18 protein-coding genes are annotated in these 23,781 nt (G+C 52.8%); 2 read left to right on the top strand and 16 right to left on the bottom strand.

Features of this window, described 5'->3' with window-relative positions; all coding sequences use genetic code 11:
• Nucleotides 1–33: 33 nt before the first annotated feature.
• The 8 genes from B0F88_RS01900 to B0F88_RS01935 all read right to left on the bottom strand — a co-directional run bounded on the left by B0F88_RS01900 (nucleotide 34) and on the right by B0F88_RS01935 (nucleotide 11,096).
• On the bottom strand, nucleotides 34–759 hold the full coding sequence (locus tag B0F88_RS01900; protein ID WP_104422232.1) for a response regulator: 726 nt from the start codon (nucleotides 757–759) through the stop codon (nucleotides 34–36).
• Complete coding sequence (locus tag B0F88_RS01905; protein ID WP_104422233.1) at nucleotides 752–3,499, bottom strand: sensor histidine kinase; 2,748 nt, start codon at nucleotides 3,497–3,499, stop codon at nucleotides 752–754. The genes B0F88_RS01900 and B0F88_RS01905 overlap by 8 nt, the downstream gene beginning before the upstream one ends.
• Nucleotides 3,500–3,769: 270 nt before the next feature.
• Nucleotides 3,770–4,345, bottom strand: coding sequence for a potassium-transporting ATPase subunit KdpC (kdpC, locus tag B0F88_RS01910; RefSeq protein ID WP_104422234.1), 576 nt, complete (start codon nucleotides 4,343–4,345; stop codon nucleotides 3,770–3,772).
• A 145-nt stretch (nucleotides 4,346–4,490) separates the two neighbouring features.
• Nucleotides 4,491–6,560, bottom strand: coding sequence for a potassium-transporting ATPase subunit KdpB (kdpB, locus tag B0F88_RS01915; RefSeq protein WP_104422235.1), 2,070 nt, complete (start codon nucleotides 6,558–6,560; stop codon nucleotides 4,491–4,493).
• A 230-nt stretch (nucleotides 6,561–6,790) separates the two neighbouring features.
• Complete coding sequence (gene kdpA, locus B0F88_RS01920; protein WP_104422236.1) at nucleotides 6,791–8,536, bottom strand: potassium-transporting ATPase subunit KdpA; 1,746 nt, start codon at nucleotides 8,534–8,536, stop codon at nucleotides 6,791–6,793.
• On the bottom strand, nucleotides 8,536–8,625 hold the full coding sequence (gene kdpF, locus B0F88_RS01925) for a K(+)-transporting ATPase subunit F (RefSeq protein WP_104422237.1): 90 nt from the start codon (nucleotides 8,623–8,625) through the stop codon (nucleotides 8,536–8,538). Before kdpF ends, kdpA begins: the two co-directional genes overlap by 1 nt.
• Nucleotides 8,626–8,882: 257 nt before the next feature.
• Nucleotides 8,883–9,842, bottom strand: coding sequence for a magnesium and cobalt transport protein CorA (locus tag B0F88_RS01930; RefSeq protein WP_104422238.1), 960 nt, complete (start codon nucleotides 9,840–9,842; stop codon nucleotides 8,883–8,885).
• Between the two features lie 42 nt (nucleotides 9,843–9,884).
• A complete protein-coding gene (locus B0F88_RS01935) occupies nucleotides 9,885–11,096 on the bottom strand; it encodes a hypothetical protein (RefSeq protein ID WP_104422239.1) in 1,212 nt (403 codons plus the stop codon).
• A 299-nt stretch (nucleotides 11,097–11,395) separates the two neighbouring features.
• On the opposite strand from B0F88_RS01935, the gene B0F88_RS01940 reads away from it, so the two are divergent.
• The gene (locus B0F88_RS01940; protein ID WP_104422240.1) at nucleotides 11,396–12,568 is read left to right on the top strand and encodes a M20 aminoacylase family protein; all 1,173 of its coding nucleotides are present in this window, start codon (nucleotides 11,396–11,398) and stop codon (nucleotides 12,566–12,568) included.
• A gap of 55 nt (nucleotides 12,569–12,623) precedes the next feature.
• Here the strand turns inward: B0F88_RS01940 and ribA are convergent, their stop codons facing one another.
• From ribA to B0F88_RS01970, 6 genes are all read right to left on the bottom strand, one after another.
• A complete protein-coding gene (gene ribA / locus B0F88_RS01945) occupies nucleotides 12,624–13,232 on the bottom strand; it encodes a GTP cyclohydrolase II (RefSeq protein WP_104422241.1) in 609 nt (202 codons plus the stop codon).
• Between the two features lie 194 nt (nucleotides 13,233–13,426).
• Nucleotides 13,427–14,044 carry a class I SAM-dependent methyltransferase gene (locus B0F88_RS01950; RefSeq protein ID WP_104422242.1) on the bottom strand — a complete coding sequence of 206 codons (618 nt, stop codon included), beginning with the start codon at nucleotides 14,042–14,044 and terminating at the stop codon, nucleotides 13,427–13,429.
• 92 nt (nucleotides 14,045–14,136) lie between these two features.
• A complete protein-coding gene (gene mtnC / locus B0F88_RS01955; RefSeq protein WP_104422243.1) occupies nucleotides 14,137–14,820 on the bottom strand; it encodes an acireductone synthase in 684 nt (227 codons plus the stop codon).
• Entirely contained in the window at nucleotides 14,817–15,377 is a 561-nt protein-coding gene (locus B0F88_RS01960) for a 1,2-dihydroxy-3-keto-5-methylthiopentene dioxygenase (RefSeq protein ID WP_104422244.1), read from the bottom strand. Before B0F88_RS01960 ends, mtnC begins: the two co-directional genes overlap by 4 nt.
• 6 nt (nucleotides 15,378–15,383) lie before the next feature.
• Complete coding sequence (locus B0F88_RS01965; protein WP_104422245.1) at nucleotides 15,384–16,001, bottom strand: methylthioribulose 1-phosphate dehydratase; 618 nt, start codon at nucleotides 15,999–16,001, stop codon at nucleotides 15,384–15,386.
• 308 nt (nucleotides 16,002–16,309) lie between these two features.
• The gene (locus B0F88_RS01970; protein ID WP_181049814.1) at nucleotides 16,310–19,822 is read right to left on the bottom strand and encodes an EAL domain-containing protein; all 3,513 of its coding nucleotides are present in this window, start codon (nucleotides 19,820–19,822) and stop codon (nucleotides 16,310–16,312) included.
• A 211-nt stretch (nucleotides 19,823–20,033) separates the two neighbouring features.
• Between B0F88_RS01970 and B0F88_RS01975 the strand changes: the two genes are divergently transcribed.
• Complete coding sequence (locus B0F88_RS01975; protein WP_104422247.1) at nucleotides 20,034–21,041, top strand: DUF475 domain-containing protein; 1,008 nt, start codon at nucleotides 20,034–20,036, stop codon at nucleotides 21,039–21,041.
• Nucleotides 21,042–21,122: 81 nt separating this feature from the next.
• Here B0F88_RS01975 and B0F88_RS01980 read toward each other — a convergent pair whose 3' ends face one another.
• Nucleotides 21,123–22,085, bottom strand: a complete 963-nt coding sequence (locus tag B0F88_RS01980; RefSeq protein WP_104422298.1) for a Tim44 domain-containing protein — start codon at nucleotides 22,083–22,085, stop codon at nucleotides 21,123–21,125.
• Between the two features lie 257 nt (nucleotides 22,086–22,342).
• Nucleotides 22,343–23,776 (bottom strand): efflux transporter outer membrane subunit, encoded by a 1,434-nt coding sequence (locus B0F88_RS01985; protein ID WP_104422248.1) that lies wholly within the window; start codon nucleotides 23,774–23,776, stop codon nucleotides 22,343–22,345.
• Nucleotides 23,777–23,781 lie beyond the last annotated feature (5 nt).

Genomic DNA, 23,781 nt, shown 5'->3' on the forward strand with positions numbered 1-23,781 from the left:
TAACGAGCCGTAAGAACACATTCTCACGGCTCATTATGCAAGATATTTACCCACACGCTCATCCCTACACGCCAACCGATAACCCACGCCCGCTTCGGTCAACAAATAACGCGGCTGATTGGGATCTACCTCTAGTTTCCGGCGCAATTGTCCCATGTAAATCCGCACATAGTGGGCGTGCTCCACGTAGGCGGGCCCCCAAACATCCAGCAACAGCTGCCGGTGCGTCAATACCTTGCCCGCATGATGGATCAACACGGTCAGCAATCGGTATTCGATCGGAGTCAGATGAATTTCCCGGTCGCCGATATGCACGCTGCGACGGGATAAATCGACCTGCAACTCGCCGACGCGAAACAGCGTTTCGACGCTATCTCCTGTAAGTTGCGCGGCGTGGCGCAGCGATACGCGGATGCGCGCCAGCAGCTCGCCGATACTGAACGGTTTGGTCAGGTAATCGTCTGCCCCGGCATCCAGCGCGTCAATCTTGTTGATTTCCTGGATTCTGGCCGACAGCACGATGATCGGCACCGCGGACCACTCGCGAACCTTGCGGATCACCGCTATGCCGTCCATGCCCGGCAAGCCCAGGTCGAGAATGACCAGCTCGGGCTTGCGGGTGCCTATTTCCACCACGCCCCGCTCGCCGGTTCCCGCCTCAACCACCTGGAATCCCTGCACACTCAGGCTGGTGCGCAAAAATCGGCGGATTTGCGGGTCATCCTCGATAACCACAATGACGGGTTTGGCGTTACTCATCTTGCGGCTGCTCGGTTGCCAGTTGCGGCGGCGCTTCGTCTACGGGCAGCAGAAAAAAGAACTGCGCCCCTCCGCCTTGCCGGTTGGCGGCGCCGATAACGCCGCCATGCGCGATAATGATAGCTTTGCAAATAGCCAGACCCAGACCGACGCCGCTTTGCGCGCCTTCCCGGTGCACCCGGTAAAATTTATCGAACAGTTTTTCCTCTTCTCCCGGTGGTATGCCGGGGCCACGATCCGCTATCGTGACCTTGAGCATGTGGGCGGAAATTTCGGCAATGATGTCGATGGGACTGCCCGCCGACGTATATTTGCAGGCATTTTCCAGCAGATTGACCAGCACCTGCTCGATCAGCACCGCGTCGACGCGCACCAAACAGAGCTCATCCGGCAGCTTGGCGTTGACCGCGCGCCCGGCAAGTTGCTTGTGCATTCGCGTCAACGTTCCGCCGACAATTTCATCCAGCGGATACCATTGCCGGTTCAGCGATGCCTGTCCTGCATCCAAACGAGCCATGTCCAGAATATTATTGGCCAGGTTCGACATACGCAGCGCTTCATCATAAATGGTCAGGCTCAACTCTTGCCGGTCCGGCGGGGTAAGCTGGGCGTCCTCTTCCACCAAGGTACTGGCTGCGCCGACGATGGATGCCAACGGTGTGCGTAAATCGTGGGAAATGGCGCTGAGCAAGGAATTGCGCAAGGTCTCGGATTCCATCCGCAATTGCGTCTGTTGCGCCTCATCGGCAAGACGCACCCGCTCAATGGTTTGGGCAATCTGGCTGATAAAAGTATCCAATAGCCGACGCTGTTCGGGCAGAAATACCCGGCGCAGATTGGCGGCGCGCAATACCAGCACACCGATGACGCCGCGAAAACCGGACATAGGAAAAAACACCGCCCCGGCTCCGGGCAAAGTATCGGTGCCTTGTCCGGCCATCTGACCGTGGTCAAAAACCCACTGCGCTACGCTGAGATCGCAATCGCGCAGGGATTCCGGGACTGGCGGGTCCAGCGGGTAGACTATCCGGCTGTCATCGGTGGGAAACAGCAAGACGCTGGCGCCGCCGAACTCCCCCTGAATATGACGCGCGGCGATTCTGGCGGTATCCGCTACGGTACGGCTGGCCGCCAGATCCTCGCTCAGTGCGTAAAGGACATTGGCGCGCCGTTCCCGATGCGAAGCAACCTTCGCCTGAGAGCGCATATTGCTGGTCAGATGGCTGATGATCAAGCCCACCAACAGCATAATGACGAATGTGACTAAATACTGGACATCCGCAACCGCAAAGGTATGAACCGGGTTTACAAACAGAAAATCGAATGCGGCAACGCTCAACACCGAGGTCAGCACAGACGCCTCGCGGCCGAAACGCGCCGCCATGAAAACCACGCCCAGCAAATAGACCATGACCAAGTTAGCCGGTTCGAATTTCCCGGACATCAGCCAGGCAACCGAACTGGTGCAAACCGTCATAGCCACCGCCCAGCCCCAATTTAACCAGCGCCGCTTGGCGCGCCCCCAGGGATAACCGGAGCGCAGCACTTTTGCACCCGGCATTTCTTTCGGCTTTTTTTGCTCGGTTAAGTCTTCGCCGCGCGGGCTGCCCAGCAAATAGACGTTGATGTTATGGGCTTCGGTGATCAGGGTATCGACGACCGAGCCCAACACCCAGCGCTTCCAACCACGGCGGCCGGGTTTGCCCAGCACGATTTTGGTGACGTTGCGGCTTTTGGCAAACCCCAGGATTTCTTTGCTCATATCGGGGCCTGACAAGGTCACCGTTTCGGCGCCCAGCTGCTCGGCGAAACGCAGCACCCGCAACACCTCGTCGCGACGCTCGGCGGGCAGGCGTTGCAGCTCCGGCGTTTCCACGTAGGCCACGATCCAATGCGCATGAAGACTGGTAGCCAGCCGCTTGGCGGCGCGCACCAGCCGCTCGGCGATAGCATTGGGGCCTATGCAGACCAATATCCTGTCGCCAACCTGCCAAACATCGCGTATCGCGTGGTCGTCCCGGTAGTCTTGCATTTGCGCATCGACCCGGTCGGCGGTCAGGCGTAAGGATAACTCCCGCAACGCAATCAGGTTGCCTTTGCGGAAGAAATTGTGCATCGCCCGCTCCGCCTGATGAGGCACATAAACTTTGCCTTCCTTGAGCCTCAGCAATAATTCATCGGGCGGCAAATCAATCAATTCGACTTCGTCCGCCAGCTCGAATACCGTATCCGGCACGGTTTCCCTAACCTGCACGCCGGTGACCTGACCGACATCGTCATTCAGACTTTCCAGATGCTGGACGTTCAGCGTGCTGTAAACATCGATTCCGGCATTCAGCAATTCTTCGACATCCTGCCAGCGCTTGGGATGACGGCAGCCTGGAGCGTTACTGTGCGCCAACTCGTCCACCAGGACCAGCGCCGGCCGGCGTTTCAGCGTGCCGTCCAGGTCGAACTCGCGCAGCACCGTACCGCGATGTTTCACCAGCTTAGGCGGCAGTACATCCAGGCCTTGTAATACCGCGACGGTTTCCTGCCGGTCGTGAGTTTCCACCAGACCCACCACCACATCGACGCCTTCAGCCCGCTTGGCTTGAGCCGCCAATAACATCGCGTAGGTTTTGCCAACACCCGCTGCCGCGCCGAAAAAAACCTTGAGTCGTCCGCGTCGTCGCTGGTTTTCCTCGCGCTCTACGCGGGCAAGCAGGGCGTCAGGGTCTGGTCGTGTGGAATCGTTCATAGTGTGTATTGTGCATTGTGCATTGTGCGTTTGGAGTTCAAAGCTGGCTTTGCCTACATGGACAGATATTTGCTCCTGCAATATCTGCATTCACCACATCCCTGTGGATTATGTAGGTAAGGGGCGTGAGCACGACTGCAAGGATGCAGGAGATAGAGCAACGCAGGGAGCGGTTGCCGAGGAGCGGAAGCTTTGAACAATTTATATGTACAAGGCTAGCCTTGTACTCCGGTATGCTGTCAACGCCGATTTTGTGATTCGTGCCGGACTTCATTTAAGACGCTGATCCAAAGCCAAATTCAATTTCAGTACATTAACCCGGGGTTCGCCCAACACGCCCCATTGTCGCGTTTGTGTATAACGATCAACCAGTTCACGCACACTGTCCGGCGACAAATGCCGGGCTATCGCAACGCGGTTGATTTGATAGACAGCGGCGGCAGGGCTGATGTGAGGATCAAGCCCGCTGGCCGAGGCGGTCACCAAATCCGCAGGTACAGCTTCCGAATGGCTGGGGTCGGCATCGCGTAACGCTTTGATGCGCGCCTGAACGGCGTCTATCAGTGCAGGATTGATAGGGCCTTGATTGGAGCCGCTGGAGGCTCCGCCGTTATAGGGAATAGGCGACGTTGCCGAAGGCCGTCCCCAAAAATATTCGGGACGGCTAAACGCTTGGCCGATTAATTCGGAACCGAGCGGTTTCTCGTCACTGCCGAGCAAACTGCCGTTTGCCTGGGTGGGAAAAAGCAATTGTGCGCTAAGCGTGACTAATAGCGGATAGACAACGCCAGTCAATGCGGTCAAGCATAATAGTAAGATTAATGCAGGTTTGATGGTGGTTTGCATGGATAATTCCTGTGATTTTAGTTTGATAAGATGCGACGTGTTCGCTGGTTCCCAAGCTCCAGCTTGGGAACCAGCGCAAATAGGCTTTTTCCTATGTTAATTTCCCCTCACCCAACCCTCTCCCTTTGGAGAAGGCTTTCTTTAATCAGAACGGTAGCGCCGTTAAACCAAGATCGATCAACTTAATCCCTATAAACGGCACGATAACGCCGCCGCCACCGTAAACCAGCAAGTTATTGCGCAACAGTGCTTCCGCACTTTGCGGCCGGTAAGTCACGCCTTTCAAGGCCAAAGGAATCAAGGCGACGATAATCAGGGCATTAAAAATAACCGCCGAAAGTATCGCGTTGTCCGGGCTGCTGAGCCCCATGATATTCAGCGCGCCAAGTTGCGGATAAGTGCTGGCGAACGCGGCCGGAACGATCGCGAAATACTTGGCCAAGTCATTAGCCAGACTAAACGTGGTCAACGCGCCGCGCGTCATCAGCATTTGTTTGCCGGTCTCGACGATTTCGATCAGCTTGGTGGGGTTGGAATCGAGATCGACCATGTTACCGGCTTCCTTGGCCGCTTGGGTACCCGAATTCATCGCCACCGCCACATCGGCCTGGGCCAACGCCGGGGCGTCGTTGGTGCCGTCGCCGGTCATCGCCACCAGACGGCCTTCGGCCTGCTGTTCGCGGATCAGTTTGAGTTTGGCTTCCGGCGTCGCCTCGGCTAAAAAGTCATCGACGCCCGCTTCGGCCGCAATCGCCGCTGCGGTCAGGCGGTTATCGCCGGTGATCATGATCGTTCTAATGCCCATATTCCGCAGCTCGACAAAACGCTCCTTGATGCCGCCTTTAACCGTATCTTTCAGCTCAATGACACCCAACACCTGTATGCCGTCAACAACCAGCAGCGGCGTGCTGCCCCGGCGTGCAACAACATCGGCGATGCGTGTCGCTTCCTCCGGAAATTTTGCCTGCAGGTCTTCGACATAGCCGCGTATCGCATCGGCAGCGCCTTTGCGAATCTGGCGCTCGCCGATATTGACGCCGCTCATCCGGGTTTGCGCGCTGAAGGCGACAAACGTCGCATTTAGATCGTGAATATTGCGCTCCCGGATGCCGAATTTCTGCTTGGCAAGAATAATGATGCTGCGGCCTTCCGGCGTTTCATCGGCCAGCGTCGCCAGTTGCGCGGCGTCAGCCAATTCTTTTTCGGTGGTCTCGCCGATCGGTATAAAAGCCGAGGCTTGACGGTTGCCCAGCGTAATCGTGCCGGTTTTGTCCAGCAGCAACACATCCACGTCTCCGGCCGCTTCAATCGCCCGTCCCGAGGTGGCGATCACGTTTTTCTGCATCATCCGCCCGATACCGGCAACACCAATAGCGGACAGCAATCCGCCGATGGTCGTAGGAATCAGGCAAACCAGCAACGCCACCAGTACGGTGATCGAAACCGGCGTACCGGATTTGGCGATTTCCACGCTGTACAGTGAAAACGGCAACAGCGTCACGGTGGTCAGCAAAAAGATCAGCGTCAACGCGACCAGCAAGATAGTCAGGGCAATTTCATTGGGCGTTTTTTGCCGCGATGCGCTTTCCACCATCGCAATCATACGGTCCAGGAAGGCTTCGCCGGGATTGACCACAATCCGCGCCACTAGCCAGTCGGACAACACCCGCGTACCGCCGGTTACCGAGCTGAAATCTCCGCCCGATTCACGGATCACCGGCGCACTTTCGCCGGTGATAGCGCTTTCATCGACACTGGCCGCGCCGTCGATGACTTCGCCGTCGGCGGGTACAAAGTCGCCCGCTTCAATCAATACAATGTCGCCGCGCCGTAACGAGGTGCTGGCAACCTTCGCGTAATCCGTACTGTAATGCGCTTCGTCCAGTTTCTTCGCCATGATGTCGCGCTTGGCGCTGCGCAACGATGCCGCTTGCGCCTTGCTGCGGCCTTCTGCGACGCTTTCCGCGAAGTTGGCGAACAACACCGTGAACCAAAGCCAGAAGGTTACGGCCAGCATGAAGCCGGTTTGCGCATGGTCTCCTGAATACAACTCCCACAGCCATAGCCCGGTGGTCAGCAAACTGCCGATATAGACCACGAACATTACCGGGTTTTTCCATTGCTGTTGGGGAGCCAGTTTGCGCAGGGTATCGCCTAGCGCATCCACCAGGATCTGCCTGCTAAATAGCTGTTGCGTATGTTTTTTCTTGCTCATAGCCTGTTTCTCTTATTGCTTAAATTCATATAAACCACGACGACTTCCCATTTATGGCAGAACAAGTGTCGAGGCTTAACCGTTCGTCCTGAGCTTGTCGAAGGGCGGGCGGTTAAGCCGGTCATGGTTCGACAAGGCTCTCCTGAGTTTATCGAAGGGCTCACCACGAACGACTTAACCTTAAAACTGCCCCCGTGTTAAATTGAAAGCCACCACGAAGCCGTTAACTTCTAACTTTTTGCTGCAACCATGATTAAATGCTCGACCACCGGCCCTAAAGCCAATGCGGGTACGAACGTCAGCGCACCGACCAACAGCACGGTACCGATCAGCAGCATCACGAACAGCGGCGTATGCGTAGGCAAGGTGCCGACGGTGGTCGGCACGGTCTTTTTTGCCGCCAATGAGCCGGCAATGGCGAGTACCGGGACAATGATTCCATAGCGTCCGACCAGCATCGCGGTAGCCAGGGCTATGTTATAAAACGGGGAATTGGCGCTAAGACCGGCAAAAGCGCTGCCGTTGTTACCCGCAGCCGAGGAAAATGCGTAAAGAATTTCACTGAACCCATGCGCGCCGGGATTGGCGACCGCTGTTTTCCCCGCCTCCAGCATGACCGCCAACGCCGTCCCGCCCAGAATAAAAAAGGCCGGAATCAAAATTACGATAGCCGCCATTTTTACCTCGAAAGCCTCGATTTTTTTGCCGAGATACTCCGGGGTGCGGCCTATCATCAAACCGGCGACAAATACCGCGATCAGCGCAAAAATCAACATCCCGTAAAGACCGGAACCGACGCCGCCGAAAATGACTTCGCCCAGCTGAATCAGCCACATCGGAACCAAACCGCCCAGCGGCGTATAGGAATCGTGCATCGAATTGACCGAACCGTTGGATGCCGCTGTCGTCGCAGTCGCCCAGATCGCTGAATTGACGATGCCGAACCGCGTTTCCTTGCCTTCCATGTTGCCGCCGGACTGACCGACGCCGACGCTTTGCTCGACTCCAAGCTTGGCCAGCCCAGGATTACCGCCTTGCTCAAGACTGACCGTGACAAATACCAAGCTGATTAGAACCAGCGTCATCGCAGCCAAAATGGCCCAGCCCTGGCGCGGGTCGCCGACCATCACGCCAAAGGTATGGCACAGCGCCGCCGGGATCAGCAAGATCGCCAGCATTTCCAGGAAATTGGACAGCGGCGTCGGGTTTTCAAAAGGGTGCGCAGAGTTGGCGTTAAAAAAACCGCCGCCGTTGGTACCCAGTTGTTTGATCGCGATTTGCGAGGCGGCAGGGCCTAGCGCCAAGGTTTGCGTGTTATTTTCCGTTGCCGTACCGACCTGCTCGACCAACGGAACGGTTTGGTAAGGTTTGAAGGTTTGCACCACGCCTTGCCCAACCAACGCCAACGCCAACACGAACGACAGCGGCAGCAGGATATACAGCGTGCCGCGCGTCAGATCGACCCAGAAGTTGCCGATGGCGTCCGCATGAGTGCGTTGAAAGCCGCGTATCATCGCGATCAAAACCGCCATGCCGGTGGCGGCCGAAACGAAGTTCTGCACGCTCAGCCCCAGCATCTGGGTCAGATAACTCATCGTCGTTTCGCCGCCGTAACCCTGCCAATTAGTGTTAGTCGCAAAACTGACCGCCGTGTTGAATGCCGAATCGACCGTTACATGAGGCATCTGCTGCGGATTCAGCGGCAGATAGGCTTGCAGCATTTGCAAGGCAAATACCGCCAGCCCGCCGAACAAATTAAACCAGAGCAGGGCGGCTGTGTAGCCTTTCCAGCCCATCTCCTGTTCCGGGTTAACGCCGCTCAAACGATAAAACCCCGTTTCCAAAGGCCCCAATATTCGCTTGAGAAATAGCGGGCGATTTTCATACACCGCCGCCATATAAACGCCCAACGGCTTAGCCAGCAGCAACAGGGCGACAAAATACAGACTGATTTGAAATAAGCCGTTTGCAGTCATTAGAATTTCTCCGGGTAAAATAACGCCACCAACAGATAAACGAATAATGCGAATGCGAGCAAGCCGCTCAAGCTGTAAATAAAGGTCATGATTGCCTCTCTTTTATGGAGATTCCGAGAGGTTAATGTAACGCGGTTGTTATAAAAAAACTGTAAAAATAAGCGGGTATACAGTTAACAACGTTCTGGAGACACAATAATTAGGACTGCTGGTATTCCTTTGAATTCCAGGAAAGGATTTTCACCTTGCAAGAAATGGCAAGCGTCGCTGGCCTCAGACAAGCCCATTAATCAGGATGGGACGCGCTGCTCTATCCTTGTCCGCGCGTCATATGGGCATTTTATAACTACAGCCAGCCGGCTTTTTTCAGGCGCAAATACAGCAGCAGGCTGCACAGCGTCACGCCGCCAACCACCGCCGGATAGCTGTATTCCCAATCCAGCTCCGGCATGTGCCGGAAATTCATGCCGTACCAGCTGAATACCATCGTGGGTATCGCCAGGATCGCCCCCCAACCGGCCAGCCGTTTGACGACTTCGTTCTGGCGCACCGTCTCAAAGGTCAGATGGACCTGCATCGCCGCGAGCAGCATCTCGCGCATGCCGTGAATCGCTTGGTCGATGCGTTTGATGTGATCGGCAATATCGCGGAAATACACCTGCACATCATTGGGAATAAGCCCTCTATGAAAGCGCATCAGTTCGTTGCAAATATCGATGACCGGGTTAATCGCACCTTCAAGCAACAGCAACTCGCGCTTCAGTTCGTAAAGACCTTCTATGGTCTGCCGGCTGGGCCGGTATTCAAATATCGCCGACTCCAGCACATCGAACCGCTGCTGCAAGCCGTCGATAACCGGCACATAGTTATCGACGATGAAATCCATGATCGAATACAGTACAAATCCGGGCCCTTTGGCCAATTGCTGCGGCATGGCCTCGCAACGCTCCCTGACTTTGCTGTGACTGCGCGAAGCGCCGTGCCTGACCGTCACCAGGAAACGCGGCCCGAGGAAAATATGGGTTTCGCCAAACTCGACCTGCTTTTCCGCAAGATGGGCGGTATGCAACACCATGAACAGCGATTCGCCGTATTCCTCGATTTTCGGACGCTGGTGCGCTCTACAGGCGTCTTCGACAGCCAAGTCATGCAACCCGAATTCCAGCTGGATCTTTGCCAACAGCTCGCTGTCCGCCTCGCACAAACCCAGCCAGACAAAAGTGTGTTCCCGTTGCAACACTTCGCTGATGTCTTCGATACTCACGTCGCCGATACTGACGCCGTTTTGATAGGCCACGCATCTCATGACCCTGCTGTTGTCAATTTGTCCCGTCAAAAGTTTCTCCCGTTATTTGGCAATGGTAATGGACGGCGCGCCCTGTTTTCCCAAGTCGGTCATCGTCATTTGAAAAATCTGGTACAGCAAGCGGAATCCCTCGCGATTCCATTGATAGCCGGTTTCCGGCAGCAACGCATAATAATGTTCGCCGAACTTGACGCTCAGATCGGCCGCCGCCGGCTCGTTATCGCCGACCAGCAAGGACAGGGTATTAACCGGATTCTCGCTGACACCGGGTGTTTGCGGATGTTTGGCTACGGCATATTCGGGGTCGTCGCTGATGGACTGGCCGATAAAATTCAGCACATTATGAAAACTGCGCAAGCGAAAGACTCCGTGTATCGGCCATTCGCCGCCCGGATATCCGGGGCGGATATCGACGCTGACATCATTAACCGCCCCTTGGTCGGCTTCTTCATGCAAACGGATGCGCTCCTCGTTGCTCAACGTCGCCGGATCGTAATTGGTCAACAGGATATGCCCTGTCACCCGCTTACTCAGCACAATTTGCTTACGCTCGGCCTGATATTCGACCTTGAAGTCTTTTTGCAACGCGGCCATTTGTTCCGCCGTCAACGATTCGGCCGGCAAGGTCCAATGCTGATCAAACATCAACGGTTCGACAAACAGTTTGTGTCTGTCCTGGATCGACGACAAATGCAGCACGGCTTGCCGGAACAACCGGTAGCCTTCGGCATCGCCGGGTTTGTTCAGGTAAACGCCGCTCTGGCTGCCGCCGTTAACCCGCAGTTCGCCTGCCAGCAGACGCAGAATCAAGTCCACATCAACGCCTTGGCGCAACAGCATGGTCAGCTTGTTTTCCTGAAACGGCGTCAGCAACCGGCGGGTAAACTCCTCGCCCTCGATCGGCACGATGCTGATAGTCGGGTTCTCGGACATCGTGCCGCCAAACACCGGCGTCAATAACGAGCCGGTCTCACCGGTAAACGCCGGCGTCGCCCCGGCATTAAATTGGAAATTAAACGTCGCGGCAATATTGGAAACGCCGGTGAAATGCAAGGGCTGATGCTGATGGGAGCGGGCAATATTCAACAGCAGCTGTTTGGACAGAATGTCGGTTGTTGTCTTGTCGTATTCGATGACCGCCCGATCCAGCGCCATCGGTGAAAAGCAACCTTGCAGGCCGCATAAAGCCAGTATCGTCAGCCACCTTGCAGGGGCTTTGGTCAATACTAAAGACGGGGAGAAATTAAAAAGCATATCGTTCCTTTGAATTTGGCAATTAAGTTTGCATTTTACAGGCGCTAAAACACAATTCGATTGTAACTGATGTTACGCACGGACGGTATTTTCTCCGGTTGCCGCGCCGAACGATGTTGATTTAGCCTGATTCTCAGCAGAAGCCGGAGCAAACCCGAGCTCTCTTGCCATGTGAATGCAACGCTCCAGCCCGTGTTTACCCGTCGCGGAATACCGAAACCGAGGCATAATAAAAATTCTTACTTTTATCAAACCTTAGTTATAGCATATTAGCCACTATTAAATTCACTCGAGTTCCCATGTCCATCGCAAACGATATACAGCAACTACACGCACGAATGCGCGAGTGGCGGCAACATCTGCACCGGTTTCCTGAAACCGCTTTTGAGGAAACCCAAACCGCTCAATTTATCGCCGACAAGCTGTCGAGTTTCGGCCTGGAAGTTCATCAGGGATTAGGCACAACCGGCGTTGTCGCAACGCTTTCTGCAGGGAACGGCGACAGGAAAATCGCATTGCGCGCCGATATGGACGCCTTGTTTATTCAGGAGCGGAACACCTTTGCCCACAAATCCCGCCACGACGGCAAAATGCATGCCTGCGGCCATGACGGCCATTCGGCGATGCTGCTGGGCGCTGCCTGTTATTTGGCCGAACATCGAAACTTTAACGGCACGGTGTATTTTATTTTCCAGCCGGCCGAGGAAGGCCGCGCCGGAGCCAAGCAGATGATCGATGACGGCTTGTTCGAACAATTTCCGGCCGACTGCGTTTTCGGGCTGCATAATTTCCCCGATATTCCGCCCGGACATTTCGCGGTTAAACCCGGCGCTATGATGGCGTCGTTCGACTGCTTTGAAATCATTATCGCCGGGCAGGCGACCCATGCCGCGTTGCCGCATTTGGGCAATGATGCGATAGTCGCGTCGGCCCAGCTGATTACCGCGTTACAGACTATTGTCAGTAGAACGGTTAATCCCGCCGATCCCGCTGTGGTCAGCATTACCCAGATTCATGCAGGCAACACCTGGAATGCGCTGCCGGAATCGGTTGTACTAAGAGGCACTGTGCGTTGCTTTAGCGGCGCGGTTCAAAAAACCATCGCCGATAAAATCACAAGGCTGGTGAATGCAATTTGCGAGGGTTTCGGGGTCAGCGCCCAAATCAGATTCAACCCTGAAAATCCGGGTTATCCGGTGACCTTTAATGCGGAAGCGGAAACAAATCTGGCGCTACAAGCGGCTGTTGCCGTGGCCGGGGAGGACTGCGTGGATCGGCAGCCGGTACCTAGCATGGGTTCGGAAGATTTTGCCTTTATGTTGCAGGAAAAACCCGGCTGCTATGCCTGGATAGGCAACGGCTCTTCCGAAAACGGCTGTTTGCTGCATAATCCGCATTATGATTTTAACGACGAGATATTGCCGGCCGGTACGGCTTATTGGGTAAAATTGGTTGAAACAGTCTTAAGGTAATCAAGGCCTTGGAGCATCCAGACCTTCCAGGTTTTAAAAACCTGGAAGGTCTGAGTTAGCTTTTTTTAGTCTCAAACAGCATGTGCGCCATTTTTTTCGCTTTGGTTTTTAAATAACCGACATTGTCATCGTGAACCACCGCTTCGACCGGAATGCGGCCTGCGACGTTAATGCCGAGCTTTTTCAGCTCTTCTATTTTCTTGGGATTGTTGGTAATCAGTTCGATGGACTTTACGTTCAGGTTTTCCAGCATTAACGCGGCAATGCTGTATTCCCTTTCGTCGGCAAGGTGGCCTAGATGAATGTTGGCGTCCACGGTATCCATGCCCTGATCCTGCAAGTTATAAGCCTGTAGTTTTTTCAGCAAGCCGATGCCGCGCCCTTCCTGGCGCAGATAAATCAATACGCCGAAACCGGCTTTATCGATCATTTGCATCGCCATATCCAGCTGTTCGCCGCAATCGCAACGTCTTGAACCTAAGACGTCGCCGGTAAAACACTCGGAATGGATGCGCACCGGTACATTTTCCTTGCCCGCAACATCGCCCTTAACCAGGGCGACATGCTCTTTGTCATCAATGGTGTTGCTGTAATAATGCAGGATAAACTCGCCGTGTTTGGTCGGGATCGGCGTCTGTACCAGGTTTTCTAATTGTGGCTTCACGTAAATAATTAATCCAAAAATTCACTGTATTTTACCCAATTCGGCGGCTATCCAGTTAAAAAGTTTCATGCCGGTTCTTGGGAGTTGCGAATAGAACACTGATTAAGCGGATTTATATCAATATTTATCAGTGATAATCCGGCCGCCAGGAGGCGCCTACTTTTGACACCTGTTGAGTCGTTGCCGAATATCCGCTATTTTCTGGCTTCAATCAGCTTGATAATATCGCTGCTGCGTTCATCGACGCGCACCGATGTAAACGCGCAGGCCTTGACGTTTTTAACGGTGTTTCGGTTAATGTTGGCCCCGACCAGCCTGACAACAACAGGATTAAGCAGGTTCATCGCCGCGGCAAGCACCGGGTTTGAGCTCAGCACATGCTCCAGCAACAAGACTTGCCCGCCGGGTTTGCACACCCGGTACAGTTCCTTCAATCCCTTTACCGCCGACGGCACCGAACAAAACACAAACGAACAAATGACCGTATCGAAACTGTTATCGGCAAAGTACAGCGACTGAATATCCATCAATTCCAGCTCGACGGCGATATTTTTCCTGTCCCGTTTTTGCGCCGCCTGCTTCAGCATTTGTTCGCTAAAATCGATCGCGGTTATTCTGGCGTCCTTGGGATAATAATCGAAATTCTTGCCCGTTCCGACGCCGACTTCAAGGATATGGTGCCCCTCGACCTTGGCCCATAGTTTTTTCCGCCAGTTCTTAAAAAACAATCCTTCCATGACCGCCTCCATGCCCTCGAAATACGGGGCGATGCGGTCGTAGCGTTTTCTAATAGCGGCGCTGTCTGGCTTCATGATGGCTTCGGGTAATTAATCGGCAGCTGCATAGTACAGCGCAAGCTTGACTGTTTTCAACCACTGATTCAACTTACGCTGCCGGCCTGGTTTCAGGCTTTAGCCCAGCTGATTTGCTCAAAACTGTTCACCTGCCGGTGTTCGGCCTGCGGGTCTGGCGTGCTGTCCCTGGTCAGCCAGATGGTTTGGAAACCGGCGGCTTTGGCCGCATCCAGCTCTTCTTTAATATCCGATAAAAACAATAGCTGATTAGCCGGGATACCCAGTTGCACAGCTATGTTGTCATACGATGCCCGGTCTTTTTTGCCGCCGATATGGGTATCGAAGTAGCCGGAAAACAACGGCGTCAAATCGCCGTATTCGGTATGTCCGAACAGCAGTTTTTGCGCATGCACCGAACCGGAAGAATAGACGTATAAATCCAGCCCCTGACTTTTCCATGCCTTGATTTTTTCCGCGGCATCGGGATAAACATGGCCCTTGAAGTCGCCTTGCCGGTAACCGGCTTCCCAGATCAGGCCTTGCAGGGACTTTAACGGCGTGACTTTTTTATCTTCGTCTATCCACTGTATCAGCTGGTCGATAATTTGCCCGGTAGACAGCTGTTCGCCGACTTCGGTGCAGACATCTTCCAGCAGCGCTTTGACTTGCGGGTCGTTCGCGTGGCGCTGGACATAGTCGGCCAGATTAGCCCGCGCATAAGGAAACAGCACATCCTTAACGAATAAAATCGACGAGGTCGTGCCTTCAATATCGGTGACGATGGCTTTAATCATGACAAGCCTGCAACGTACTGATCGAGGGTAGGGAAGGATTTGGCGATGTCGCTGCCGGTAAAATCGGCGACCCAGCCATCCGGCGTGGTGAACAGGCGGATGCATTTAAACTTGGGGTTCTCGCCCATGTCGAACCAGTGCGTGGTGTTGGCCGGTACGCTGATCAGATCGCCTTGCTCGCACAGCACCGCATAGACTTTGTCTTCGACATGCAGGAAAAACAGGCCGCGGCCTTCGATAAAAAAACGCACTTCAAAATCGGCATGGGTGTGTTCCGCCAAAAACTTCTGCCGGAACGCGGCTTTTTCGGGATGATCCGGGCCTAAACTGATCACGTCAACGGACTGGAAATTGTATTGCCGTTTCAGGCGGTCTATTGAATCGCTGTAAGCGGCGAGCACGGTGTCCTGACCGGCATCGGCGGCAAAATCGCAGTTGGCCGTCCAGCGTTCGAACTGTACGCCGATGGCATTCAGCCGGTTTTGGATGGCAATAAAGTCAGTGGCTGTTTCGCCCAGCTGCGGCTGGTTATCGGGGTAAACGGTTAATGCGCTCATAGTCTTCTATCTCCTGTAGCCATGCAGCCTTAATTCACAATCGAATAAAAATTCCAGCGCCTCGAGATGGCGCAGCGTTTCCTGTACCGAACCGCCCCAGGTATAAAGCCCGTGTCCGGCGATGATGTAGGCGTATATGGCCTCGTGTTCGGCCATGTATTGTTCCACTTGCCCGGCCAGACGGGGGATATTCTGGTCGTTGGCAAAAACCGGGATTACAACCCGGCTTTCGTGAGTGTCAATGCCGGCCAGGGCTTTTAGCAGCTCATAATCTTCCAGCACGATTTCGGATTTAAAAATCCGCGAACACAGCGTGGCATTGATCGAATGCGGGTGCAGCACCGACTTAACATCAGGAAACCGTTTGTACAGCGAGGTATGCAGAACCGTTTCGGCCGACGGTTTTTTGCCGTCCAGCGAGTTGGCGTCGCTATCGATCAGCATAATATCGTCCAGTTGTAACCGCCCTTTGTGTTTGCCGGACACGGTAATGGCGATATTGCCGTCCGGCAGCCGTGCGGAAAAATTGCCGCTGGTCGCAGGCACCCAGCCTTTGCTGTCGATAAAGCGCCCGGCTTCAATCAGCTGATTGGCCAGGATCAAAAAGTCTTCGTTATAGGTCATGTCGGTTAATGTTTATGGTAGTAAATCGTTACGGTTGAGGTTGCAAACCCCGCGCAGCCAGAGGAGCGACAGCTAAAAAACAGAACGCAGATGACACGGATTTGGCTGATAAACGCTGATAATATAGAGCTTCTTCGTAAGAATATTAAGGCATTTTATGAGCTTATGTCATCGTTAAGTATTGAGGGCGGCTTGCATTACGTTTAGCAAAACATCAATGCACTCCATAGTTAACGATGATAATCCGTCTAATCAGTGTCATCCGTGTTCTATTAAAAATAGATCTACCGAATAGTTGCAATCATTCTTTAATGTTCCTGATATGGATCGGATATTTTCCATTCCGCCGGGGCTTTCCATTCTTTTATCCACGCGGCAAGCTCGGAGGCGGGCATCGGTTTGGCGATACCGTAACCTTGTCCGTGGCGGCAACCCATTTGCAACAGGGCGATACCGTGTGCGATCGATTCCACGCCTTCGGCAATGACCTGCCGCCGGAACGATTCGGCCAAACCGATAACGCCTTGCACGATAGCTAAATCATCATCGTCTTCGAGCATATCACGCACAAAAGTCTGGTCGATTTTTAATGTTTCCACCGACAGGTGTTTCAGATAACTGAGCGAAGAATAACCGGTGCCGAAATCATCCAGCGCAAACTGTACGCCCAACGACTGGCAGTCTTTTATAACCTGAGAAGTCAGCGTTAAATCGGATAAGGCCTGGGTTTCCAGTATCTCCAGTTCGAAATAAGCCGGCTTGGTCGCGGGATAGCGTTCAAATGCGTAATAAAGTTGCAGCACAAAATCGTCTGTTTGCAGCGATCTGGCCGTGATGTTGATGCTGATCTGAAGTTCCAGGCCCCGGCTTTGCCAGTTTTCCATGTGCTGCAAGGCCTTATCGATAACCCAGGCATCGAGCCGGATTGCCAGCTCATGATTTTCAAGCAGCGGCAAAAAATCATCCGGCATGACCAGCCCGCGCTCAGGATGTCGCCAGCGTATCAATGCTTCCGCACCGAACACGGCGCCTTGCTGCATATCGACTTTGGGCTGGAAATAAAGCTCGAATTCCTCGTTCTCAAGCGCCTGTTCAACCCGGTTCAACGCTTCGCGATGCGCATGAAGCTGGCGGTCCAGCTCCAGGTTATAAATATGAAAGCAGTTTTTCCCCTGTTGCTTGGCTTGGTACATGGCCTGATCGGCATGCCGTAACAGCGTATCCGGGTCGGTGTCGTCCTCCGGGAAAATGCTGATGCCGATACTGGCGGAAACCGAGACCGGCTGGTTTCTCAAGACAACAGGCTCACTGATCACTTTCAGCAGACGATGCAGGGTGATTTCGCAGTCTTCAACTTTTTCCAATCCCAACAATAAAAATACAAACTCATCGCCGCCTAAGCGGGCGACGGTATCGCCTTCGCGCAGAGCATTTTTAATACGCTGGGCAATTTCGATCAGCAGTTGGTCGCCCGCTTCATGCCCCAGCCTGTCGTTAACGGGTTTAAATCCGTCCAGGTCAAGATAACCGACCGCCATTAAACAGTTATCGCGCCGGGTTTGGGCAAACGCCAGGTGCATACGGTCCGCCAACAGAATCCGGTTCGGCACGCCGGTCAGGGGATCGTAGTGAGCAATCAGCTCCAACTTGCGTTCATGCTCTTTAAGCTGGGTAATATCCGAAGACGCGCCAATGTAATGCGTTATTTTATTCCGTTTGTCGGTAACCGCGGAAATGGTGAGCCATTCGGCAAATACCTCCCCGCCTTTTTTACGGTTCCAAACCTCGCCGCGCCAGTAGCCCTGCCGGTCGATTGTTTGCCACATTTCCTGATAGAAGCCGGCATCGTGAAGTCCTGACTTGAGCAGATTCGGTTTTTTACCCAACACCTCGTCTCGTGAATATCCCGTTATGCTGGTGAACGCCGGGTTCGTATCGATTATGTTGCATTGCGCATCGGTAATCAGGATGCCTTCCTGAGTGCCGGCGAAAACGCTGGCGGCCATACGCTGCCCTTCTTCAACCTGTTTCCGTTGCCAGATTTCGCGCCGTAAACGCATGTTCCAGCCGACAATAAAAGTAAGCACTAACAGCGCCGCCGATGCATAGAGCAGAACCGTTTCGGTTTTTATGCCGGGCTCATATTTCAAACTCATCCAACGGTTCTGGATAATTTCCTTTTCAGCCAGGGGAATATCGGCCAGCGCTTTGTCGAGCAGGCTTGCCAGTTCGGGATTCGCTTTGGTCGCTGCCATGCGATGCAAGCTTTTGTAGTGGGTATCCCCGGAAAAACTGAGATTGAGCATGCCCTCCCGCTTCACTGCATAGTTTGCCGAAGCGGCGTCGCCAAGATAAGCATCCGCCTTGCCGCTGCTGACCATGTTCAACGCATCGTGTACATTGTCAGCTGGAACCAGCTTTATTTCAGGATGATCATGCATCAACAGCTCCTGAATGAAATAGCCTCTTTCCAGCGTCACCCGCTTACCGTCAAGACGATCCAGCGATCCGACAAAACCGTCGTTATTATCGCTGACAATAATGATCGGGGTATTCAGATAGGTTTCGGTAAAAATCAAATAGCGTTCGCGTTCGGGCGTTTTATTGGCGTTGGAAAGCATATCCAGCTCGCCACGTTGCGCCATTTCGATAATTTCCGCCCAGGGTTTATCCTTCACTATGTCAAACTTCACCCCCAGCCGCCGCTCGACCAAGGCGATGTAATCCGCGCTCAGGCCGACAAGCGCACCTTTAGCGTCTATCCATTCATACGGCGCAAAATCCCGATCTACGCCTACGCGAATCACCGGATGCGCTTGCAGCCAGGCCCGTTCCGCCGGAGTAAAATTAAGCTTGTTTTGCTGGTCTTGCCGATAAATAAAGCCATCCAGATGATCTATCGATTCGACCAGACCCAATTGCCGGTAAGTGTCGGCGATGCGTTCAAAGCGTTTGGTGTCGGTGTGGCCGATAGGAACGATTTCCGGCCGGATCATCTTCACCGTTTCCTGCGCCTCAAAGCGCAAATGAGCGGCGGTAAGCCGGTTGCCGGTGTTGTATTTGTCGAGAATAATCCGAATCAATTCGTCCTGATGTTTCAGCGCATAATCCCAGCCTTTGAGCGAGGCTCGCAGGAAGCGCCGCACTCTGTCGGGATGCCGGTTTATTTCCTGTTCGGTGGTAAACAGATTGTCGCTCAAAAAATCCACGCCGTAATTGCGGGGGTCAATGATGTTGATTTCGACGCCTTTATTTTTGAAATAATCGATCTGGTCGGTCAGATAACTGACCATGGCGTCGGTTTTGCCGTTAATCAGGTCGTCGGGGTTGAATGAATTATCCAAATGAGTAAATTCATCGGCGGAAATGCCCGCTTCATAAAGCATGGCCCGTAGCGGCGCATTGTCGTAACTGTCTTCCATGACGCGTTTGCCCTTAAGCTCGTAGGGACTGATGATGCCTGAGTTTTTCAGGGTAAGGTAGACCAGCGGGCTATGCTGAAAAATGGAAGCCAAAACCACCACCGGCTTGCCGACCAGCCGGTGCTCCAGCAGGCCGGTATCGGCCACGCCGTATTGGGACTCGTCTTTTAGGACTTTTTCAATGTTATTGATGCCGGGAATACGCTCACGGATAGCGACATCCAAATTTTCTTCAGCGTAAAAGCCTTTTTCCTTGGCCGCATAGTAACCGGCAAACTGGAAAGAATGTAACCACTTGAGTTGCAGAGAGACTTTTTCGGCAGACTGGGCGGACTCAACCAATAACAGGGATGAACAGAGTGTCAGGCACAAAAGAGTCCCCAGCCGGAACAATGGCATAAGCATCAGCGATTTGGAATTTGTAATTCTTGCATTTTGGTATAGTACGCTTGTAATTCAGCACTTACGATTTTTTCTTTTACACAAGAAGCAGCCCGTAAAACCCGTAAAATAAGCGTTGCCCGGATTTTTATAAATGTTGATTTTAAATCAAATCCACTTATAGTTGCGCAACAAAAACACACTAATCCTTAACAATATAGAGTATTACATGCAGCATTTCCGTCTTTCTTTTATCGTCACCGCAGTTTGTTTGGCAACAGCATTTTATTGGGGCGGAATCATGGGCGCTTTTATCGCCGTTATTCTTGGAGTCCTCGAAGTCAGTTTATCATTCGACAATGCGGTTGTTAACGCATCGATCCTAAAGCGCATGAATGAACGCTGGCAGAAATATTTTTTAACCTGGGGAATTTTGATCGCCGTTTTCGGCATGCGCTTGCTGTTTCCTATCGTGATTGTTTCGGCCGCTACCGGTATCGATTTTACTGGCGTAACCGAGATGGCGTTAAAAACCCCCGCGATTTATGCCAAGCATTTGGAAGCATCCCATGTGCAAATTGCGGCATTCGGCGGCATGTTCCTGCTGATGGTGTTTTATTCGTTCATCTTCGATGAAAACCGGGAGCTGCACTGGCTGGGTTACATGGAACGAAAAATGTCTTCGTTCGGCAAGCTTGAAGCGATTGAAATAATCATGGCCTTAGGTCCGCTGTTAATTATCCAAAACTACCTGCCCGAGGAAATCCGTTTGAATGTCATGATTTCAGGCGTCACAGGCGTTATCTTATTCGTTATCGTGGACAGTTTTTCAGCCTTGTTCGAGCATGAGGAGGAGGGCGAAGAGGTTGTCGCGGCGCTTAAAAAAAGCGGCATGATGAGTTTTATTTATCTTGAAGTGCTGGACGCGTCGTTTTCATTCGACGGCGTGATCGGCGCGTTTGCGATTACCCAGGACGTGGTCATTATTATGCTGGGACTGGCTATCGGCGCGATGTTTGTGCGAAGCCTGACGGTTTACCTGGTGAGGAAAGGCACGCTGGACGAATATGTGTTTCTGGAGCACGGCGCTCATTATGCGATTGGGGTGCTGGCCGGCATCATGCTGGTCAGCATAACCCATCATATTCCTGAAGTTGTAACCGGCTTGACCGGCGCCATATTGATCGCGCTGTCGGTAATGTCATCGATCCGGTACAGGAAAAAACGGGCGGCTTGAGCGCAAGCAAAAACGGGCGATTCCGGCGCTCTGTACGACAATCCGGAAACACCCGTTTTTATACCGGTCTCCGCTGGAAACTTAATCGGCCAATTGCTGAATGCCGTCCAGATACCATTTGGGCTGGATGCTGACTTTCGGTTTGATAAAATGCCAGACTTCCCTGACTTGCTCGGCTTGAGCGCCGGCATCTTCGCGCATGATCGAATCGAACAGCACGACCGCTTCGAGTTCCGACCCGACTTCCCTGACTTCCAGCAGTTCCGCTTCCAGTTTCAGTATTTCGGTGCGGTTTTCAGTATCGGACGCTTTAAGCTGATCCTGAATTTCCGCAAATACCTTATCCGTGGTTAAGCCCCGGATTTCGGCAAGATCGCGTTCATCCCAAGCTTTTTGCAGGTTAGCAAAGGCTATTTTAGCGCCGCTAAGGAAGGCCTGCTGATCGAAGTCTTTGGGAATAGCCGCGCTAACGAATCCGGCATCCTGTTGAACGGCCTGGGCGAAAACCCCGGTGTTTTTATCTTTTTTGAACAGAATGTCAGTATCGAAACCTGCCGGACCGGCTTGGGTCGACTGTGGTTCGTGATAGCTGGAAACAGTGTCCTGATAACCATTGTCAGCCGTCCGGTTATAAACAGGCGGTTGGACCGCCCCCGCCTTTTTGGCGGCGAACAATTTATACAATAAGAAGGCAATTCCGCCGAAAATCAGGATGTCCATAAAGTTAATGCCTTGAAAACCGCCGCCGTGAAACAGCGAACCCAATAATCCGCCTAAAGCCAAACCGCCCAGCATGCCCATTAAACCGCTACGGTTGGCCCAGCCCGGTTTGCCCGCCTGGTTTGGCGCGGCCGCTTGTTGCTGGTCCTGATTGGCGGGACGCGATGGCGGCGTTGCAGAACGCTGGTACGGTGCGCTATAGGAGGACTTGCCGCCAAAAGAGCTGCCGCCGCCGAAACGCTTGGCGGCGGCGTCCGACATCCCGCCTAAAGTCAAGGAAAGACCGATTAATAACGTGGCAATAATTCCGGTAGTTTTGTTCATAACACTCACAAGGTTAAATTTAAGTTCAGGTTCATCTATCATTGGGGTGAATAATTAAACAACAAGCCGCCAATTACTTTTTTAATAGCATAGCACTGTGCCCGTGTTTTCAACACCCTGTAAATTTCTTGTTAGGCCGGTCGCATTTGCATCCGCGATCCACGGCAACATATCAATATAGTATCCCTCCGATTATAAAAAAGAAGATTTAGCCTGAAGCGGAAAAGCGTGCATCGACGCAAAAAACCTTGCGCCTTCTAGCGCCATCCTCCTCCTAAGGCCTTGTAAATATTTATTGTCGATAGCCGTTGACGCTTGATGACATCGATCAATTCGAGATTCGATTGCAAAGCGCTCTGTTGTGCGATCAGTACCTCCAGGTAACTTGCCCTGGCGTATTTGAATAATTCGTTTGACGCTTCAACCGCCTGTTTCAACACATCGCTTTGCTGCTTTTTTAAGACATTGATTTGTTGCAAATTCTGAATATTAGAGAGTTCATTCGCCACTTCAACATAGGCGTTCAAAATTGTTTTTTGATAGTTATACATTGCGGTCAACTGGTTCGCTTTTGCGGTGTTGAATCGCGCCTCCAACGAGTTCCTATTGATCAGCGGCGCGACTAAAGTCCCCATAACGGAATAGGCGATTGAGGCGGGCGACATAAATAAGAACTCGGGATTGAAGGCCTGAAAACCGAAACTCGCCGTAATGTTAAAATTAGGATAAAACGCTGCCTTTGCCGCTTTCAAATCAAACTTGCTGGCCTCAATCTGAAATTCCGCGTCACGAACATCGGGCCTGTTTTCCAATAACGCAGAAGGAACGCCCGCCGAAATTTGTTGCGGAATTTCTTTGAACAAAACTTCTTTCGTGCGCTGAATGGGCTGCGGATAGCGTCCCAACAGGAAATTAATTTTGTTTTCGGTTTCTGCGATTTGTTGCAGCACTTCTTTATCCAATACCTGCGCATTGAGAAGCTGGGCGTTGAATTGTTGTACCGCTAATTCATTCGCCCTGCCGGCTTCTTTCTGCAATTTAATGACATCCAACGCCTCCTGTTGTTTCAAAATGGTCTGTTTGATAATGTCCCGTCGATTATCCAACGCCAACAGCTCGTAATAGTAAATCGCCACATCGGCGACAAGATTTGAAATGACAAAGTTCGTTCCTTCAATGCTTGACAGGTATTGCGAAATCGCCGACTTGCGTTGGTTTCGCAGCTTGCCCCAAATATCGACTTCCCAGGATGCCTGTAGCCCTACATAATAGTCAGGCAGATGTTCGGGTATGAGTTGGCCGGGGGTGATTTCGGTAGTCGCATTGCCGGCCCCGTCCATCGTGTAAAGCCCGAACTTACGAATCCCGGTTCCTATGTTCAAACCCACTTGCGGCAGCAGCGCGCCGTTTGCCAGTTTCACGCTTGAGCGCGAAACTTCAATGCGCTGCAAGGCCATTTGCAAATCGATGTTGTTGGCTATGGCGGCATCCATCAACTTCAGTAGAGGCTTATCGGCAAAGTATTCACGCCAGTTGATATTTGCAATAGAGCCGGCGGTGTTTTTTTGGTTCCCGAAACTTGCAGGTATTTCCTTTTCCGGGATGGACAAAACTGTATTGAGTGTTCCGCAACCGCTTAAGGCGACAATCAAACATGCAATAGCTGAGGGGTAATAAATTCGACTCTTCATTTAAT

Origin of the sequence: Methylobacter tundripaludum (genome assembly GCF_002934365.1) — a bacterium.
Lineage (GTDB): Bacteria > Pseudomonadota > Gammaproteobacteria > Methylococcales > Methylomonadaceae > Methylobacter_A > Methylobacter_A tundripaludum_A.

Bases quoted from the DNA above. Each gene is read 5' to 3' on its own strand.
- B0F88_RS01900 (WP_104422232.1), bottom strand. From the start codon at position 759: ATGAGTAACGCCAAACCCGTCATTGTGGTTATCGAGGATGACCCGCAA.
- B0F88_RS01905 (WP_104422233.1), bottom strand. From the start codon at position 3,499: ATGAACGATTCCACACGACCAGACCCTGACGCCCTGCTTGCCCGCGTA.
- kdpC (WP_104422234.1), bottom strand. From the start codon at position 4,345: ATGCAAACCACCATCAAACCTGCATTAATCTTACTATTATGCTTGACC.
- kdpB (WP_104422235.1), bottom strand. From the start codon at position 6,560: ATGAGCAAGAAAAAACATACGCAACAGCTATTTAGCAGGCAGATCCTG.
- kdpA (WP_104422236.1), bottom strand. From the start codon at position 8,536: ATGACTGCAAACGGCTTATTTCAAATCAGTCTGTATTTTGTCGCCCTG.
- kdpF (WP_104422237.1), bottom strand. From the start codon at position 8,625: ATGACCTTTATTTACAGCTTGAGCGGCTTGCTCGCATTCGCATTATTC.
- B0F88_RS01930 (WP_104422238.1), bottom strand. From the start codon at position 9,842: ATGAGATGCGTGGCCTATCAAAACGGCGTCAGTATCGGCGACGTGAGT.
- B0F88_RS01935 (WP_104422239.1), bottom strand. From the start codon at position 11,096: ATGCTTTTTAATTTCTCCCCGTCTTTAGTATTGACCAAAGCCCCTGCA.
- B0F88_RS01940 (WP_104422240.1), top strand. From the start codon at position 11,396: ATGTCCATCGCAAACGATATACAGCAACTACACGCACGAATGCGCGAG.
- B0F88_RS01950 (WP_104422242.1), bottom strand. From the start codon at position 14,044: ATGAAGCCAGACAGCGCCGCTATTAGAAAACGCTACGACCGCATCGCC.
- mtnC (WP_104422243.1), bottom strand. From the start codon at position 14,820: ATGATTAAAGCCATCGTCACCGATATTGAAGGCACGACCTCGTCGATT.
- B0F88_RS01960 (WP_104422244.1), bottom strand. From the start codon at position 15,377: ATGAGCGCATTAACCGTTTACCCCGATAACCAGCCGCAGCTGGGCGAA.
- B0F88_RS01965 (WP_104422245.1), bottom strand. From the start codon at position 16,001: ATGACCTATAACGAAGACTTTTTGATCCTGGCCAATCAGCTGATTGAA.
- B0F88_RS01970 (WP_181049814.1), bottom strand. From the start codon at position 19,822: ATGCCATTGTTCCGGCTGGGGACTCTTTTGTGCCTGACACTCTGTTCA.
- B0F88_RS01975 (WP_104422247.1), top strand. From the start codon at position 20,034: ATGCAGCATTTCCGTCTTTCTTTTATCGTCACCGCAGTTTGTTTGGCA.
- B0F88_RS01980 (WP_104422298.1), bottom strand. From the start codon at position 22,085: ATGAACAAAACTACCGGAATTATTGCCACGTTATTAATCGGTCTTTCC.
- B0F88_RS01985 (WP_104422248.1), bottom strand. From the start codon at position 23,776: ATGAAGAGTCGAATTTATTACCCCTCAGCTATTGCATGTTTGATTGTC.